General features: G+C 64.4%; 16 protein-coding genes and 1 tRNA gene. 10 read left to right on the top strand and 7 right to left on the bottom strand.

Annotated features, from left to right (window positions below):
- Positions 1-4 precede the first annotated feature (4 nt).
- From AC1DU8_RS06525 to AC1DU8_RS06555, 7 genes are all read left to right on the top strand, one after another.
- On the top strand, positions 5-1,282 hold the full coding sequence (locus tag AC1DU8_RS06525; RefSeq protein ID WP_457280191.1) for a class I SAM-dependent methyltransferase: 1,278 nt from the start codon (positions 5-7) through the stop codon (positions 1,280-1,282).
- Positions 1,283-1,332: 50 nt separating this feature from the next.
- Positions 1,333-1,860 carry a chalcone isomerase family protein gene (locus AC1DU8_RS06530; protein ID WP_457280192.1) on the top strand — a complete coding sequence of 176 codons (528 nt, stop codon included), beginning with the start codon at positions 1,333-1,335 and terminating at the stop codon, positions 1,858-1,860.
- Positions 1,857-3,170, top strand: coding sequence for an MFS transporter (locus AC1DU8_RS06535; RefSeq protein ID WP_457280193.1), 1,314 nt, complete (start codon positions 1,857-1,859; stop codon positions 3,168-3,170). Before AC1DU8_RS06530 ends, AC1DU8_RS06535 begins: the two co-directional genes overlap by 4 nt.
- Positions 3,167-3,715 carry a DUF3833 domain-containing protein gene (locus AC1DU8_RS06540; protein WP_457280194.1) on the top strand — a complete coding sequence of 183 codons (549 nt, stop codon included), beginning with the start codon at positions 3,167-3,169 and terminating at the stop codon, positions 3,713-3,715. Before AC1DU8_RS06535 ends, AC1DU8_RS06540 begins: the two co-directional genes overlap by 4 nt.
- Before the next feature lie 6 nt (positions 3,716-3,721).
- The gene (locus AC1DU8_RS06545; RefSeq protein WP_457280195.1) at positions 3,722-4,513 is read left to right on the top strand and encodes an SDR family NAD(P)-dependent oxidoreductase; all 792 of its coding nucleotides are present in this window, start codon (positions 3,722-3,724) and stop codon (positions 4,511-4,513) included.
- Positions 4,514-4,519: 6 nt separating this feature from the next.
- Positions 4,520-4,957 carry a nuclear transport factor 2 family protein gene (locus AC1DU8_RS06550; RefSeq protein ID WP_457280196.1) on the top strand — a complete coding sequence of 146 codons (438 nt, stop codon included), beginning with the start codon at positions 4,520-4,522 and terminating at the stop codon, positions 4,955-4,957.
- A gap of 120 nt (positions 4,958-5,077) precedes the next feature.
- The gene (locus tag AC1DU8_RS06555; protein WP_477726562.1) at positions 5,078-5,908 is read left to right on the top strand and encodes an alpha/beta fold hydrolase; all 831 of its coding nucleotides are present in this window, start codon (positions 5,078-5,080) and stop codon (positions 5,906-5,908) included.
- 102 nt (positions 5,909-6,010) lie between these two features.
- Here AC1DU8_RS06555 and AC1DU8_RS06560 read toward each other — a convergent pair.
- Positions 6,011-6,084: transfer RNA gene (locus tag AC1DU8_RS06560), tRNA-Gly, on the bottom strand.
- 214 nt (positions 6,085-6,298) lie between these two features.
- Here AC1DU8_RS06560 and AC1DU8_RS06565 point away from each other — a divergent pair.
- The 3 genes from AC1DU8_RS06565 to AC1DU8_RS06575 are packed head-to-tail and all read left to right on the top strand — an operon-like array spanning position 6,299 to position 9,301.
- On the top strand, positions 6,299-6,979 hold the full coding sequence (locus AC1DU8_RS06565) for a methyltransferase (RefSeq protein WP_457280198.1): 681 nt from the start codon (positions 6,299-6,301) through the stop codon (positions 6,977-6,979).
- A complete protein-coding gene (locus AC1DU8_RS06570; protein WP_457280199.1) occupies positions 6,979-8,652 on the top strand; it encodes a transporter substrate-binding domain-containing protein in 1,674 nt (557 codons plus the stop codon). Before AC1DU8_RS06565 ends, AC1DU8_RS06570 begins: the two co-directional genes overlap by 1 nt.
- A complete protein-coding gene (locus tag AC1DU8_RS06575; RefSeq protein WP_477689308.1) occupies positions 8,645-9,301 on the top strand; it encodes an ABC transporter permease in 657 nt (218 codons plus the stop codon). Before AC1DU8_RS06570 ends, AC1DU8_RS06575 begins: the two co-directional genes overlap by 8 nt.
- A 21-nt stretch (positions 9,302-9,322) precedes the next feature.
- Here AC1DU8_RS06575 and AC1DU8_RS06580 read toward each other — a convergent pair whose 3' ends face one another.
- From AC1DU8_RS06580 to AC1DU8_RS06605, 6 genes are all read right to left on the bottom strand, one after another.
- A complete protein-coding gene (locus tag AC1DU8_RS06580) occupies positions 9,323-9,772 on the bottom strand; it encodes a DsrE family protein (protein WP_477689309.1) in 450 nt (149 codons plus the stop codon).
- Positions 9,773-9,911: 139 nt separating this feature from the next.
- A complete protein-coding gene (locus AC1DU8_RS06585; RefSeq protein ID WP_477665683.1) occupies positions 9,912-11,459 on the bottom strand; it encodes a tripartite tricarboxylate transporter permease in 1,548 nt (515 codons plus the stop codon).
- Positions 11,459-11,881: a tripartite tricarboxylate transporter TctB family protein gene (locus AC1DU8_RS06590; protein WP_457280964.1), complete on the bottom strand. Its 423-nt coding sequence runs from the start codon at positions 11,879-11,881 to the stop codon at positions 11,459-11,461. The genes AC1DU8_RS06585 and AC1DU8_RS06590 overlap by 1 nt, the downstream gene beginning before the upstream one ends.
- 265 nt (positions 11,882-12,146) lie before the next feature.
- Entirely contained in the window at positions 12,147-13,649 is a 1,503-nt protein-coding gene (locus AC1DU8_RS06595) for a sensor histidine kinase (protein ID WP_477665684.1), read from the bottom strand.
- Entirely contained in the window at positions 13,630-14,325 is a 696-nt protein-coding gene (locus AC1DU8_RS06600; RefSeq protein ID WP_477665685.1) for a response regulator, read from the bottom strand. Before AC1DU8_RS06600 ends, AC1DU8_RS06595 begins: the two co-directional genes overlap by 20 nt.
- Before the next feature lie 37 nt (positions 14,326-14,362).
- Entirely contained in the window at positions 14,363-15,841 is a 1,479-nt protein-coding gene (locus AC1DU8_RS06605) for an NAD-dependent succinate-semialdehyde dehydrogenase (RefSeq protein WP_477665686.1), read from the bottom strand.
- Positions 15,842-15,856 lie beyond the last annotated feature (15 nt).

The following is a 15,856-nucleotide window of genomic DNA, read 5'->3' on the forward strand; positions in this document are numbered from 1 at the left end:
CGACATGAACGCCGTTACCCGCACCGTCCAAGGCCTTGCGTTTCCAAATGATGCGCCGGCCGCCGCCCGAAGCGCGCTGCGCCTGCTGCAAAACCTGCGCCACGGCGCGCTGACCCTGCACCTGCCCGACGGCTCGCAGCGCCGCTTTGGCGAGCACCCGCAGCAGCACGACATGCATATGCCCGGACACCCCAGCGCCAGCATCACCTTGCACAACTGGAAGGTGTTCGGCGCCGCGCTCAAGTCCGGCGACATTGGCTTTGCCGAGAGCTACATCGCCGGGGACTGGAGTACGCCCGACCTGACCCAACTGCTCAAGCTGTTCTCCGCCAACCGCCGGGAGGTCGACGCCATGATCTTCGGCACATGGTTCGGGCTGCTGCTGTACCGCGTCAAGCACCTGCTGCACCACAACAGCCGCGCCAACAGCCGCAAGAACATCCATGCCCACTACGATCTGGGCAACCCGTTTTACCGCCTGTGGCTGGACGAGACCATGAACTACTCCGGCGCCTGGTTTGACGGCGACCTGTCCCGCTCCTTGCCCGAGGCGCAGAACGCCAAGGTGCGCCGCGCGCTGGAAATGGCCAATGTGAAGTCCGGCGACCGCGTGCTGGAAATCGGCTGCGGCTGGGGCGCGCTTGCCGAGCAGGCCGCCGTCGAACGCGGCGCGGCCGTGGTGGGCGTGACGCTGAGCACCGAGCAACTGGCCTATGCCAATGCCCGCATGCAGCGCCTGGACGTCGGCACCGGCGCGGGCGGGCGGGCCGACCTGCGCCTGCAGGACTACCGCGACATCCAGGATGCGCCGTTCGACGCGATCTGCTCCATCGAGATGGTGGAAGCCGTGGGCCAGGCCTATTGGCCCACCTACTTCGCCACCGTGAGCCGCCTGCTCAAACCCGGCGGGCGGGCCTGCGTGCAAAGCATCGTCATCAACGACGCACTGTTCGACCGCTATGTCGGTTCGACCGACTTCATCCAGCAGTACATCTTTCCCGGCGGCTGCCTGCCTTGCCCGCGGGAGTTCCGCTGCCAGGCCCAGGCCGCGGGGCTGGAGGTGGTGGACGAATTCGCCTTCGGCGCGGACTACGCCGAGACGCTGCGCCGCTGGCGCGACGCCTTCATCGCCCGCAAGGCCGAGGTGGCGGCGCTCGGCTTTGACGAACGGTTTATGCGCATCTGGGAGTTTTACCTGGGCTACTGCGAGGCTGCCTTTGACACGGGTGATATCAACCTGATGCAGTACACCTTGCGCAAACCTGAAGCGCTTTCGATATGAAAAACGCATCTGCTTGCGCGATATTGGCGGTCATTGGGTGCTTGTCTTGCTTGCAAGTTCAGGCTCTGCCCCTGCCGCAAGAGCTGCGCTCCGCCTTGCCCGCGGCCAGCCTGTCGGGTCAGGCTAATTTGAAATTCTGGGGCCTTGAGGTTTACCGGGCGACCCTCTGGGTCGCACCAGGATTCGACGGGCCAGCCTATGAAAAAAGCCCGTTTGCGCTGGAGCTGGCTTACCTGCGTGACTTCAAAGGGGCCGACATTGCCCGGCGATCCATTGCGGAGATGCGCCGCCAGGCGCCCGTCACCCCCATGACCCCGGCGCAGGAAGTTGCCTGGGAAAACCAGATGCGCGCGCTGTTCCCGGATGTCAAAACCGGCGATCGCATCACCGGGGTGCACCAGCCCGCCACGGGCGCGGTATTCTGGAGCAACGGCCGCCTGCTCGGTGAAGTGCGCGACCCGCTGTTTGCCAAACTCTTCTTCGGTATCTGGCTGTCACCGCAAACCTCCGAGCCGCAAATGCGCCGCGCGCTGCTGGCGCAGGAGAAATCCCCGGCCCCGGTGGGTGCCGCACCATGAATTCCTCTATGGCCGCGCGCATCGAAGCGGAGCCCCGGGTTCTGGGTCTGAGCGGCGGGGCGCGCTACGGCCTGCTGGGGTTGCCCCTGGCGTTTTGCGCCTTGCCGCTGTATGTATTAATGCCCAATCTGTACACGCGCCATTGGGGCGTCTCGCTCGCGGCGTTGGGCGCCGTGCTCCTGGGGGCGCGCCTGCTTGATGCGGTCATTGATCCGTTGTTGGGCCGCTTGTGCGATCGACTCTATGTCGTCTCGCTTCGCGCCGTGCTGGTGATGGGCGCATTGGCGGGAGCCGTTCTCGCCGTGGGATTTTCTTTTTTGTTTGTGCCGTTGGTGAGTGATCCCACCGCACTGCTCTGGTGGGCGGGGTTCTGGCTGGTCGTGACCTATGCAGCCTATAGCGCTTTGTCTATTGCGCACCAGTCCTGGGGCGCCATGCTGGGCGGCGACGCGCTGTATCGCAGCCGCGTCGTGGCCTGGCGCGAGGGGCTGGGCCTGGTGGGCGTGCTGCTCGCGTCGGTCACGCCCGCGCTGCTGGGCGTGACCGTCATGCTGGCCCTGCTGGTCGCCGGCCTGGCAGGCGGCTGGTGGACCTGGCGCGCGGCGCCCCGGCCCGAGCGCGGCCATGCGGCGGCAAGCGCCGCGGACAGCACCGCCGGCGCGCTCCGGCACCCGTGGCGCAACCCCGACTTTCGCCGCCTCCTGGGCGTCTACCTGCTCAACGGCATCGCCAGCGCCATCCCTGCCACGCTGGTGCTGTTTTTCCTGCAAGACCGTTTGTTGGCCAGCGAGGCCATGCAGTCCGCCGCGCTGGCCGTGTACTTTGTGTGCGGCGCGCTGTCCATGCCGCTGTGGCTGCGCGGGGTCAAGCGCTGGGGGCTGGCGCACAGCTGGCGCTTTGGCATGCTGCTGTCCATCGCGGTTTTTCTGGGCGCGAGCCGGCTGGGCGCGGGCGACGCGCCCTGGTTTTTGCTGGTGTGCGCCTTGTCCGGCGCGGCCCTGGGCAGCGACCTGGTCCTGCCCGGCGCGCTGCTGGCCGGCGTCATTGCCAGGGCCGGTGACCGCGGTCGCGCCGAAGGGGCTTACTTCGGCTGGTGGAACTTCGCCACCAAGCTCAACCTCGCGCTGGCCGCCGGCCTGGCCCTGCCTTTGCTCGGCTGGCTCGGTTATGTGCCCGGCGTGCGGGACGCCAACGCCTCCGCCCTGCTCACCGCCGCTTACTGCCTCCTGCCCTGCGCGCTCAAAGCCCTGGCGGCCGGCGCGCTCCATTTTTTCATCCTCCCAACCACGGCCCAGCCGCACACCCCATGACACAACGCACTTTTTTCCACCGCTCACGCCTTCTCGCCGTCGTCGTGTGCGCTGCCTTGCTGGGCGCATGCAGCACGCCGCAAGTGCAGGACTACGCCAGGGAAACCCCGGTGCTGGAACTGCGCGACTACTTCAACGGCACGCTCGACGCCTACGGCATCTTCACCGACCGCTCCGGCAAGGTCGTCAAGCGCTTTAGCGTGGTGATGACCTGCACCTGGAAGGGAGACGCCGGCGTGCTCGACGAAGCCTTCAGCTATTCCGACGGCACGACCCAGCGGCGCATCTGGCGCCTGACGCGCCATGCCGACGGCCACTACACCGGCCAGGCCGACGACGTGGTGGGCACCGCCGAGGGCCGGCAAAGCGGCAACGCCTTCAACTGGGCCTACACCCTGGCCTTGCCGGTGGACGGCCGGGTCATCAACGTGCAGTTTGACGACTGGATGTACCTCATGAACGACAAAGTCATGCTCAACAAGGCCGCCATGCGCAAGTGGGGTGTGGGCCTGGGCGAAGTGACGCTGTCCTTCACCAAGCGATAGACAGCCATGGCACTGAACTCTCGCATCGCGGACTGGCGCGGCCGCACGGTCTGGCTGGTGGGCTCCTCCACCGGCATAGGCCGAGCCACCGCATCAGCGCTGCACGCCCGGGGCGCGAAGGTGGTGGTGTCGGCCCGCGGCGCGGATGCGCTCAACGCCTTCGTCGACGCACACCCCGGCGCCCTTGCCCTGCCGCTGGACGTGACCGACGCGTGCGCGGTCAAGGCCGCGGCATCGGCCCTGGCCGCCCAGGATGCGTTGGACTGCGTCGTGTACTGCGCGGGCCACTATCACGCCATGGACGCCGCCCACATGGACCTGGCCGACCTGCTGCGCCACAACGAAGTCAATTACCTCGGCGCGCTCTACATGCTGGACGCCGTGGTGCCGCAGCTGCTGGCGCGACAGCCGGATACGCGCACCGGCCAGCGCGGCCACATCAGCCTCATGGGCAGCGTGGCCGGCTACCGGGGCCTGCCCAACAGCCTGGCCTACGGCCCCACCAAGGCCGCGCTCATCAACCTCGCCGAGACCCTGTACCTGGACCTGCACGCCCAGGGTGTCGGTGTCTCGCTGATCAACCCCGGCTTTGTCAACACACCGCTGACGCAACAGAACCAGTTCAAAATGCCCGCCTTGATCAGCCCCGAACAGGCGGCGAGCGAAATACTGCGGGGCTGGGCACGCGGAGAATTTGAAATCCACTTCCCCAAACGCTTTACCCTCTGGATGAAAGCCTTGCGGCTTTTGCCTTACCCCTTGTTTTTCGCGGCGACCCGCCGCCTCAGGCAGGCCTAGAAATTCATGAACTTCGCCAACTACGCTGTCGACCGCATTGCAGACACCTTCCAGACCCTCACCCCCGCGGGCGTGGAAACGCTGGGCGCCATCTACGCTCCCGATGCACGTTTTAAAGATCCGTTCAACGATGTGCATGGCTTGCCCGCGATCCAGCAGATCTACAGCCACATGTATGAGACCCTGGAGAACCCGCGCTTCGTCATCACCGGGCGCATCGTGCAAGGCACGCAATGCTTTCTGACCTGGGAGTTCCACTTTGCCTTCAAACGTTTTCAGCGGGGAAGGGCGCAGTGCATCCTGGGCGGCTCGCACCTGGTGCTGGACGGCGAAGGCCGCATCACGCTGCACCGCGACTACTGGGACGCGGCTGAAGAACTCTATGAAAAGCTGCCCGTGGTCGGCAGCCTGATGAGGTGGTTGAAGCGGCGCGGGAATCCGTAAGACGGGCTGGCCCGCAGCGGCCTGACCTTGCCGGGCATATTCATCATCGTGATGCGCTGGCCGCTGCCAACGGCAATCACGGCTTGACATCCAAGGTCTGCGATCAGTATCGTCATAGCCATGAAAACAATGAAGCTGGTTGAAGTTCCTGGCGCTTTGCTGGCTGTGGAATACGAGGCAAACCACGGCGCAACTGGCACGCCGGTTGTCTTGCTGCACGCCAACGTCGCAGACCGGCGAATGTGGCAAGGCCAATGGAACTGGCTGGCAACAGCTCACCCTGTAATCAGCTACGACCGCCGCGGCTTTGGAGCGTCGCGCACAGTGAGGCCAACGCCGTATTCAAATGTGGCCGACCTTTGGGATGTGATGGATTCTTTGGGATATGACCGTGCGGTGTTGGTAGGCTGTTCCATGGGAGGCCGCGTCGCCATCGACGCCGCATTGGCGCGGCCAGACCGGGTGAGCGGTTTGGTGGTTGTTGCGCCCGGGGTGAGCGGTGCACCGGCGCCGCAATACGGGGATCCGGTCAAAGCACTGATGGATGCGATCAGCGCCGCTGCGGCGCAGGGCGACCTGGATGCAAAGAATGAGCTTCAGGCTCGTCTCTGGCTGGACGGCCCCTTGAGTCCGCCGGAGCGAGTAGGAGGTGAGATTCGCCAGCTCTTCCTCTCGATGAATGGTAGCGCTTTACGGGCCGCCAACCCTGGCCCGGCATCCGAAGAACCTTCAGCATGGGAACAGCTGGAAGCGATCAAAGCGCCTACGCTCGTGATGTGGGGCGATCTTGACCTCCCGCACTTGCAGGAAAGATGCGCGCTTGTTGCGCGGCGCATACCCGGGGCCCAAAGCTTGGTACTTCAGGGCGCGGCGCATCTGCCGGCACTGGAAGCCCCCCAGGAATTCAACCTGGCTCTCGGGCGATATTTTGAAAGTTTGCTGCGGCGATAGAGATAGCCAGCCTTTGCCATGAACATCCTTTGCAGGACCTTGGCGCAACAGTTGAGGTCGGATGCTAAATCTTCAAAGAACTTAAAGACCTTGTTCGAAATCTGGAGCGGGTGAAGGGAATCGAACCCTCGTATGAAGCTTGGGAAGCTGCCGTTCTGCCATTGAACTACACCCGCGTTTGGGTGGCTGCTGATGAACCACTTGGCGCTGAGCCGCGCCGGTAGCGGGCTTGCGGCGAATTTTACACTGCGGTGCCAGCTTCAAAGGCATGGGCAAGCGGCGCCTGCCTGTAATCACAAAGGTGTATCCATAGGTTACTATCGCTCGACCGTGCTTCAAGCCGGCCGCCCCAGTGTCAAAGCCGCCTTTCGGGATGCAAGAAGAATTGTTTTGAACGAAACCAATTTATTCAGTCCGAGCGAATACACCGCCGCTTTGCTGCTTTACCTGCGCAAGCACCCGGGGCGTGTGCATGCGGCCCGGGCGCTGGAGATGGGGCCGGGCAGCGGCGTGATCATGGCGATGCTGCTGGCACTGGGCGCGCAAAGCGCGCTGGGCGTCGAGCTCGAGGCGCTGGCCGTGCAGGCCACGCAAAAACTGCTGGACCAGGAAGGGCTGCAGGCCAATGCCAGCCTGCTGCAGGGCGACATGTGGAGCGTGTGCGGCGACGCGCGCTTTGACCTGGTGGTGACCAACCTGCCGCAGTTCGCGGCCGAGCACATCGAGGGCGATGGACGGCTGCCGAGTTGGAGCGCCGGCGGTATCGACGGCCGCCGCAGTGTCGACCCCTTCCTGCAGGGCCTGGCCCGCCACCTGGCGCCCGGCGGCCTGGCCGTCATGACCCACAACGTGTTCCTCGATTTCAGCAAGACACAGGCGATGGTCGAGGCCCTGGGCCTGCAGGCGCGCATCGCCTACTGTGCTTCGGTGCCTTTGCCCGCGCACAAGCAGGTCAGCCTGAGCCCGCAGGTGCTGTCGCGTTTCTTGGGGGAGGGCATCCACAGGATGGGCTCCTACTGGTTTGTCGACTTCGACCTGGTTGAAATCAGCTGGAAGCACGAGGAAGCTTGATGCGAATCCGCGGCGTGGTTGAAAGCCGCTTTGCCATGCGCCGCGTGCTGGCCCTCAGCCTGGCACTGCTGTGTTTCACCGCGGCCGCCCAGGACGGCCGGCCGCCGCAACAGCCGCCGCCCGCGGCCCAGGCCGGCGCGCCGCAAGGCCGGAATTGCGACCAGGCGGTGGATGTGTTGTCGCGCGTGCTGTGCACCAAGACCCTGAGGGTGGGCGTGCGCACCGGCTATCCGCCGTTTGCCTTCGAGGACGCGGCGGGCGCGCTGCAGGGCTTTGAAATCGACCTGGCGCACCAGCTGGCGGGCTCGCTCGGCGTTGAGCCGGCGTTTGTGGTGGTCACGCCCGCCAACCGCCTGGCGCTGCTCGGCGAAGGGCGGGTCGACATGGTCATCGCCACCATGGGCCACACCTTGCAGCGGGACCGTGAAGCCCTGTTCGTGAGGCCGCACTACTACCAGTCGCAGACCATTGTGCTGGGGCGCAAAGAGCTGGAGATCGGGGGGCTGGTCAAGTTGCGCGGCAACACGGTCTGCGTGACGGTGGGCAACAGTACCAATGCCGAGCTGTCGGTCAATGGCGCGCGCCTGAAGTTGTTTGACAAGGCCTCCAGCCTGGTCGATGAGCTTCGCCTGGGCGGTTGCTCGCTGGTCGCGCAGGACGACAGCTTTTTTGCGTCTTACCTGCAGCAGCCCGCGTTTGCCGCGGCCTACGACACCAAGTTCGGCTTCGCCCCGCTGCCCTGGGGCGCGGCCGTGTCACGCAACGGCGGCGCGCGCCTGGCGGACGTGCTGGCGCTGTCGATGCAGCAGCTGCACATCTCGGGCGCCCTGCAGGCGCTGGCCAAAAAGCACGGGGCGGACTCGCCCTTCCTGGCGCAGCAGCGCCGGCTCTGGTCCGGCAGCAACTGCGCGCAGATCAGCGCCCTGAACGATCCGGCCTGCGTGATGGCGCCGCTGGACAACCAGCTGCAGCCCACCTCCTTCGCGCCCCTGGTCGACCGGCTTGAGAACTTCATCTACCACACCACCGGCACGCGGGTCACGCTGGCCATGTTCAAGATCTGGGTGGCGCTGGACCTTCTGCTGGAAGGGGTCTGGTTCTCCGTGCTGCTGGTGGTGGGCGCCGTGCTGGCGACCTGGGCTTTCGCGCTGGCCTTTGGCGCGGGCCTCACGTCCCGCATGCGCTGGCTGCGCTGGTCCATGCGCTGCGTGCTGTGGCCCATGCAATCGACGCCGCTGATTTTGCTGATGATCCTGGCCGGCGTGGTGGTCGGTGCCATGGGCGCCACCTCGCCGCTGGTCGCGCTGGCCGCTGCGGTTCTGGTGCTGGGCCTGTTCAACGGCAGCAACGCCGGGCAGGCCGTCGCGGAGGCCATGCTCACGCTGCGCGAGGAGCGCGCACAGGCCCGGCCCGCCCTGAGCGCGGCGGTCTACCGGGCCCGCGCGCAAATGGTGGCTTTCATGGTGAACGCCACCCGGGGCAGCCCGGCCGCGTCGGTGATGGGCGTGCCCGAGCTGCTGGCCGCGCTGACCGACGTGGCGTCGTTTTCCAGCGAACGCATCAACACCTACACTTTCCTGCTGATCTTCTACATGCTGCTGGTCGCGGTGGTGCACAAGCTGGCCGACGTTTGGCAGTCGCGGCTGGCCTTGAGCAGGGCTTCCTATGCTTGAGCTGCTGCCGCGCTTTATCCCGGAATTCCTGGCCGCCCTGGTCGTCAATTTCCAGATCGCCATTTGCGCGCTGCTGGGCGGCATGCTGCTGGGCGCGCCGCTGGCTTTTGCGCGCTTTCGCAACGGCCTGGCTGCCACGCCGGCTGCCTGGCTGGTCGCGCTGATGCGCACCGTGCCGACCTTTGTGGTGATGTTTTTCCTAGTCAACGTGGTGCCGGCGGGCTTTCACATCGGCTCGCGGCAGTTCGCCATGACACCCTGGCTGGCGGTGGTGCTGTCGCTGAGCCTGTATTCCACGGCCTATGTGTCGGACCACGCGGTCGAGGCCATGCGCCAGTTGAGGAGCGGTTCGCCCGTGGCGGCCATGCTGTTTGTGATGGGCCTGGTGCGCGCGTTTTTTGTGATGGTGCTGTCCTCAGGCTTCGGCGCCGCGGTGGGCGTGGTCGAGGCCACCACCATCACGCTGCGTACCATCGAAACCCTGCCCAAGGCCGGCGACAGGCTGCTGCTGATCGGCCTGGTCATTGTGATCTTCACCGTGTGCTTCCAGCTGATCTACCACCTGATCAACCACTGGCGTGGCAAGCTCAACCAGCGCTTTCACCGGCCGGTGCAGGCGGCGCGGCTGGAAGGGGCGGAGCAGCCTTGAGGGTTCGTCCCCCCCCCGGGCTCACGGCCGCAGGTAAGCCCAGCCTTCGTGCTGCTTCTTCATGATCTCGGTGACGCCGGCGGGCACATAGCTGATGCCGGCCAGCATGTCGTCCTTGCTGAGCTTCTGGCCGCGCATGGTGTTTTCGCAGGCGGTGACTTTGATGCCGGTTTTGGCGGCGTCGGCGACGCGTGAGCCGGTGGGGGACTCCAGCTTGAGCATGCCGATGCCGGGGCCGTAGGCGACGATCTCAATGTCGACGTTGGCGGCGCCCACGTCGTCCTGCAGGTTCTTGGCGTTGTTCAGCGCCAGGTTCCACTTGGCCGGGTCGTTGTCGCTGACCTGGATCACGATTCCATGACGTTTTGTGCCTGCAGCGCCCGCTGGTTGAGCGCGAGCAGCTATCAAAAAAGGAGCAAAAAGGGCCAGCGAGCCGACGGCGCCGGCCTGGATGAAGAGTCTACGGTTCATGTTGGCGTGTCTCCTGAGGGGGAGGGCTCATTTCAACACAACGGCCGTATGAAACAAGCCCCCAAGCTTGTGAGAGGCTTGGGGGCTTTCAGGGGCGGGGAGAACCGGCGGGCTCTACTGCTTTTGCCTCACGTTGACCTCATTTACCACCGGTTGCGGGTAGCGGCACGGCGGGCGCATTGCCGTCCGAGTGGATGTGATGGTCGGGCGCCTTGATCAGCTTCCGGACAAACACCACGACCTGCCACACGACCAGAGTTCCGATCATGGCCAGCAAGGTCCCGCTGATGGGTCGGTTGACGAACACGCTGAAGCTGCCCCGGCTGAGAAGCATGGCGCGGCGGAAATTTTCCTCCAGCATGGGGCCCAGAATGAAACCCAGCAGGAGTGGCGCGGCCTCCATCTCCAGGCGCAAAAACAAATAGCCCACCAGGCCGAACACGGCTGTGATGTAGATGTCGTCCAGGCTGTTGTTGATGCTGAAGGTGCCGATGCAGCAGAAAAACAGGATGGCCGGAAACAGCACTGTGTAGGGAATCTTGAAGACCGACAGCCAGTAGCGCACCAGGGGTACGTTGAGGATGACCAGGAAGCAGTTGCCCACCCACATACTGGCTACCAGACCCCAGAACAAATCGGGGTGGCTGGCGATCATGTTGGGGCCGGGCTGGATCCCCTTGATGACGAAGGCGGCCATCATCAGCGCCATGACGGCATTTTCGGGAATGCCGATGGCCATCAGCGGGATAAAGCTGGTGCGTGCGGCGGCCTCGTCGGCGGCGGCCTGCCCGGCCACGCCTTCGATGCATCCGGTGCCGATCTCATGCTTGTACTTGCTGAACTTCTTGTCGGCGGCGTAGGCGGCGAACTGGGCAATCGTGGGGCCGCCGCCGGGCAGTATGCCCAGGACTGAGCCGATGATGCTGCCGCGCAGGGCGCTGGGGATGATGCGCTTGAACTCGGGCCAGGTCGGCATGAGCTTGATCTCGCCGTTGAACGGGGTGAGGACGTTTTTGTTGTCGAGATTTTTCACCACCTCGGCAATGCCGAAGCAGCCCAGGGCGATGCTGATCAGGCCAATCCCGTCCATCAGGAACGGCAGGTCCATGGTGTAGCGCGCAGTGCCGCTGTTCACATCGGTACCGACCATCCCGAGCAGGACGCCGACCATGGCCATGGCCAGGCCGTTGAGCAGGCTGCCGCTGCTGACAAAGCTCACGCAGAAAAAACCCAGCAGCATGAGGGCGCAGTAGTCAGCCGGCCCAAACAGGAAGCCCACTTCACCCAGTGGTTGAGCCAGGGTCGAAAGCACCAGAATGGCCACGGTGCCGCCAATGAAGCTGGAAATGCCCGCGGTGAACAGGGCCAGGCCGGTCTTCCCCTTGAGCGTCATCTGGTAGCCGTCTATACAGGCGACGATGCTGCTGGCATGCGGGATCTTCATGGTGATGGCGCTCACGCTGTCGCCATATTGGGCCCCGTAGTAAATGCCGGCCAGCATGATGAGCGCGCCGCCGGTGGGAATGGAATAGGTCAGGGGCAGCAGCAGGCTGATGGTCGACAAAGGGCCCAGTCCCGGCAGCAGTCCGATGAGTGTTCCCACCGTACAGCCAAGAGCGCAATAAAGGAGGTTTTGCCAGGTCAGCGCATGCTCGAAACCCAGCGAGAGGTTATGCAGGATGTCCATCAGTAGAGGGGCAGGCTAAGGCCGAGAAAGTTTTTGAAGGCAAAGGCAACCAGGATCAGACCCACCGAGATCTTGATGTTGCGCACCACGGAATACGACGTACCTGCAAGCGTGGAACAAAACACCAGAAATATGATGGCCAGAATCATGTTGATGTAGTGGGAGATCACTGCAAACCCGACGAGGCTCAGCAGAATGAGGGCGATATTTTTGACGCCGTAGTCCAGGGGGACGGGGTCATAGAAGTGCGAGCGCACCACCGTGAGCACGCCAATCACAAACAGCAGGGAGCTCACGATCAAGGGGAACATGCCGGGTCCGGACCGGCTTAATTCGCCTACTGTGTAATTCAGCGACACCCCGCCAAAGAGCAGGGCGATCGCCATGAGGCAGAGGCCCCGCACGAAGTTACGGTTCTTCATGTTCATAGCGGTTTTCTCCATGGCTGCGCCGCTGCGGGCGTTGTCACAAACGGGGGGTGATTCATCCGTGTCTCCTTGGTGGTGGCCCCGCCTTTGGCCGGTGCACAAGTTGCAACCGACTGGGGGCGTTTGGGATGGAGCGGATGTTAGGAAGCGAGGCTTCCAATCGGCTTTCGTTTTACGCAGCCGAACTCAAAATACGTGTTATCACTAACGGGTAGAGGCGCGCCTGTGAAGCCGCTGGCTGCGGCTCAACCGGGTGCGCTCAGCCCTGTGGGCCGGATGCCAGCGGCAGCCGCAGGGTGGCACGCAAGCCGGTGCCTGAGGGCGCATCGGCCAGTTCGATATCGCCGCCGTTGCGCCTGGCATAAGCGCGCGCAATGGCCATACCTAGCCCGGCGCCGCGCGCACCTTTCTCGGTCGGGCCGGCCGAATGAAATCGTTCAAACACTTCAGCACGCCGCGTCTTGACAATACCCGGGCCGTCGTCGCGTACTTCGGCCATCGCCATCTCATCAACGATGTTCACCATCACGGTGATGTGTCCGCCTGCCGGCGTGTAGACGATGGCGTTGTGCACCAGGTTGGAAAGCGCCTCGTGCAGTTCGGCGCCTCGAGCCAGCACCGGGACCGCGGGGCTTTCGTGCGATGCGCCGGACACCGGTGCATCTTCAGCCGCGTCTACCCAGCCCAGGTCCTGGTTTTTTTCATGGGCCAATGTCAGGTGCTGCAGCACCACGTCCCGCGCGATGCCGTTGAGGTCGACGACGGCGGGTGCGTCTTCGGGTAGTGCGCTGTCGTTTGCATGCGCCAGCGACAGCAGTTGCTCGCACAGGCGCCGGCTGCGCGAGATCTGCACGACCATGGCGCGCAGTGTGGTGTGAAGCTGTTCAGGGTCTTTTTCGCGCAGCGCGACACCGGCCTGGGTCAGCATGATGGCCAGCGGTGTGCGCAGCTGGTGCGATGCGTCGGCCAGAAACTGCGACTGCTGCTCAAGCAAATCACGGTAGCTGGCCAGGTGCTGGTTGACGGCATCGACCAGCGGCGCCACTTCATGCGGCACGCCGCTGGTGTCCAGCGGCTTGAGGTCACGGCCCTTGTTTTCCAACACGGTTTTGCGCAGGCGCTCCAGCGGCCGCAAGGACCAGGTCACGCCCAGCCAGACCAGCAGAACCATCACCAGCACCATGCGGGTGTCGCGTATCAATTCCTGCCGCAGCGTGGCCGCCTGCGCCCGGTCGCGCGGCTCGGTACTTTCGGCCACCTGGATCAGCAGGTCAAAGGCCTGGCCACGCTCGTCAAGCACTTTGCTTTGAAGCGCCACCACACGCACTGCATGGTCCCGGTAGTCGCTGTCGTACCAGACCACGGGGGAGGCGATGGAAGAGGGCGAGGGGGCCTGCTGCGCAGGCGGTGCAGGCAAGTCGGTTGCGCCTAGCAAGGTCACCTCACTTGCAGAGTCCACCCCTAGCGGAGTCAATCCGATATGCAGGTACTTTTGCAGCGGGCCGGCGGCATCGACCACCGCCTGTACCGCCAATGGCGCATTCAGGTGCAGCAAACCGTCCGGACCTACCGACAGACTGCCGCGCAGTACATGGACGGATTCGAGCATGGCCTGGTCGTAGGCGTCCTGCACCTGGTTCCGCAAGGCTCGATAGTCGTTCCAGCTGTCCAGGGCCAGCAGGCCCAGGATGGCCGGGAGCAGAAGCGTCAGCAGTCGCGCGCGTATGCCGAAGCGGTCGAGGTCAGTCCGCAGTATCTTCATGCGCTTCACGTGCGGTGGCCTCCAGCATGTAGCCCAGGCCGCGCACGGTGACGATGCGCACGTCGCCGCCGTCGAGCTTGCGGCGCAGCCGGTGGAGCACCAGTTCGATGGCGTCAGGGCCGGCATTGCTGTCGGCCGGAAAGACCTTGGCCGAGAGTTGCGACTTTTCTACCGGCGAGCCGCTGCGCGCCAGCAGCACCGACAACGCGGCGCTTTCGCGCGGTGTAAGTTGCAACAGCGTGCCGGCCAACGTGAAGGCGCGGCTGTCGTGGGCACACGAGAGCGAACCGCACTGCAGCGGCGCGTGCGAGCGCCCCCGGCTGCGTCGCACCAGCGCGGCGATGCGGGCCTCGAGTTCTTCAATCGCAAAGGGTTTGGTCAGGAAGTCGTCGGCTCCGACGTTCAGGCCTTTGACCCGGTCTTGAAGCGAGCCCTGCGCAGTCAGCACCAGCACGGGCGTGCGGTTGCCGGCCTTGCGAATATCGGCCAGCAGGTTCAGCCCGTGTTTGTCGGGCAGCCGCAGGTCGAGCACGATCGCGTCGTAGTCATTGCCGGCCAGCAGTGACTCGGCGGTGCCGGCGTCCTGCGCATGGTCGGGCACAAAGCCACTTTGCTTGAATGCGCGCACCAGCCACGAGGCCATCTCGGCTTCGTCTTCCACAAGCAGCAGGCGCATGTTGGTTCGATTCGCTGTTTGCTGTGAGTGAATCGATTCAGCGCTGGATGTCCCCAAGGCACAGGTACTTCATCTCCAGGTATTCCTCCATGCCATGGCGGGAACCCTCGCGGCCCAGGCCGGACTGCTTGACGCCGCCGAAGGGCACATGTTCAGTGGCGATCACGCCGGCATTGATGCCGACCATGCCGTATTCGAGCGCCTCGGCCACGCGGTAAATGCGCCCGATGTCGCGGCTGTAAAAATAGCTGGCCAGGCCAAATTCGGTGTTGTTGGCGGCGTCAATCGCCTCTTGCTCTTTCTGGAAGCGGAAGACCGGCGCGAAAGGGCCGAAGGTTTCTTCGCGGGCGCAGAGCATGTCTGCGGTGGCTTCGGAGATGACGGTCGGCTCAAAGAACTGGCCCTTGATCTTGTGACCACCCGCAAGTAGTTTTCCGCCTTTAGCCATCGCGTCATCCACATGGCGCTGCACCTTGTCGACAGCGGCGTCCTCGATCAGCGGGCCCTGCACCACGCCGTCCTCAAAGCCGTTGCCGACTTTCAGCAGCTTGACCTTGGCGGCGAATTTCTCGACAAACTGGTCGTACACGCCGTCCTGCACATAAATGCGGTTGGCGCAGACGCAGGTCTGTCCCGCATTGCGGTATTTGCTGGCCATGGCCCCATCAACGGCCGAGTCCACATCGGCGTCGTCGAACACGATGAAGGGGGCATTGCCGCCCAGTTCCAGCGCCAGTTTCTTGATGGAGGGCGCGCTTTGCGCCATCAGGATGCGGCCAACTTCGGTGGAGCCGGTGAAGCTGATGTGGCGCACCACGTCGCTGGCGCAGAACACCTTGCCCACGGCAATGCTATTGGCGCTGTCGGCTGTCAGCACGTTGAGCACGCCGGCCGGGATGCCGGCGCGGATGGCCAGCTCGGCGGCGGCCAGGGCCGTCAGCGGTGTGAGCTCGGCCGGTTTGATGACCACCGGGCAGCCGGCTGCCAGGGCAGGGGCGACCTTGCGCGTGATCATGGCCAGCGGGAAGTTCCAGGGCGTGATGGCCGCGCACACGCCGATCGGCTGCTTGATGACCATCAGGCGGCGGTTGTTGTCGAACTGGGGCAGGGTCTCGCCGTTGACGCGCTTGGCTTCTTCGGCAAACCACTCGACAAAACTCGCGCCGTAGGCGATTTCGCCCTTGGCCTCGGCAAAGGGTTTGCCCTGCTCGGCCGTCATGATGCGGCCCAGGTCTTCCTGGTTGGCCATCAGCAGCTGGTACCACTTGAGCAGGATGGCGTGGCGCTCCTTGCCGGTCTTGCTGCGCCATGCGGGCCAGGCCGCGTTGGCCGCGGCAATGGCGGCTTCGGCATCCTGGGCGCCCAGGTTGGCCACATCGGCCAGCTTCAGGTCGGTGGCCGGGTCATTGACATCAAAGCGGGATGAACCGGTGACCCACTGGCCATTGATCAGTGCGTTGGTCTTGAAAATGCTGGGGTCTTTGAGAAGGGAGATGGGGGAAGTTTTCATGTCCATGTGCTGGTGTCCTAA

The organism is Polaromonas sp. P3_A5 (assembly GCF_056403055.1).

What these genes read in the sequence shown, in the direction of transcription:
- AC1DU8_RS06600 (WP_477665685.1), bottom strand. Translation starts at nt 14,325, where the DNA reads ATGCGCCTGCTGCTTGTGGAAGACGAAGCCGAGATGGCCTCGTGGCTG.
- AC1DU8_RS06595 (WP_477665684.1), bottom strand. Translation starts at nt 13,649, where the DNA reads ATGAAGATACTGCGGACTGACCTCGACCGCTTCGGCATACGCGCGCGA.
- AC1DU8_RS06585 (WP_477665683.1), bottom strand. Translation starts at nt 11,459, where the DNA reads ATGGACATCCTGCATAACCTCTCGCTGGGTTTCGAGCATGCGCTGACC.
- AC1DU8_RS06535 (WP_457280193.1), top strand. Translation starts at nt 1,857, where the DNA reads ATGAATTCCTCTATGGCCGCGCGCATCGAAGCGGAGCCCCGGGTTCTG.
- AC1DU8_RS06580 (WP_477689309.1), bottom strand. Translation starts at nt 9,772, where the DNA reads ATGAACCGTAGACTCTTCATCCAGGCCGGCGCCGTCGGCTCGCTGGCC.
- AC1DU8_RS06550 (WP_457280196.1), top strand. Translation starts at nt 4,520, where the DNA reads ATGAACTTCGCCAACTACGCTGTCGACCGCATTGCAGACACCTTCCAG.
- AC1DU8_RS06555 (WP_477726562.1), top strand. Translation starts at nt 5,078, where the DNA reads ATGAAAACAATGAAGCTGGTTGAAGTTCCTGGCGCTTTGCTGGCTGTG.
- AC1DU8_RS06590 (WP_457280964.1), bottom strand. Translation starts at nt 11,881, where the DNA reads ATGAAGAACCGTAACTTCGTGCGGGGCCTCTGCCTCATGGCGATCGCC.
- AC1DU8_RS06525 (WP_457280191.1), top strand. Translation starts at nt 5, where the DNA reads ATGAACGCCGTTACCCGCACCGTCCAAGGCCTTGCGTTTCCAAATGAT.
- AC1DU8_RS06605 (WP_477665686.1), bottom strand. Translation starts at nt 15,841, where the DNA reads ATGGACATGAAAACTTCCCCCATCTCCCTTCTCAAAGACCCCAGCATT.
- AC1DU8_RS06575 (WP_477689308.1), top strand. Translation starts at nt 8,645, where the DNA reads ATGCTTGAGCTGCTGCCGCGCTTTATCCCGGAATTCCTGGCCGCCCTG.
- AC1DU8_RS06545 (WP_457280195.1), top strand. Translation starts at nt 3,722, where the DNA reads ATGGCACTGAACTCTCGCATCGCGGACTGGCGCGGCCGCACGGTCTGG.
- AC1DU8_RS06570 (WP_457280199.1), top strand. Translation starts at nt 6,979, where the DNA reads ATGCGAATCCGCGGCGTGGTTGAAAGCCGCTTTGCCATGCGCCGCGTG.
- AC1DU8_RS06540 (WP_457280194.1), top strand. Translation starts at nt 3,167, where the DNA reads ATGACACAACGCACTTTTTTCCACCGCTCACGCCTTCTCGCCGTCGTC.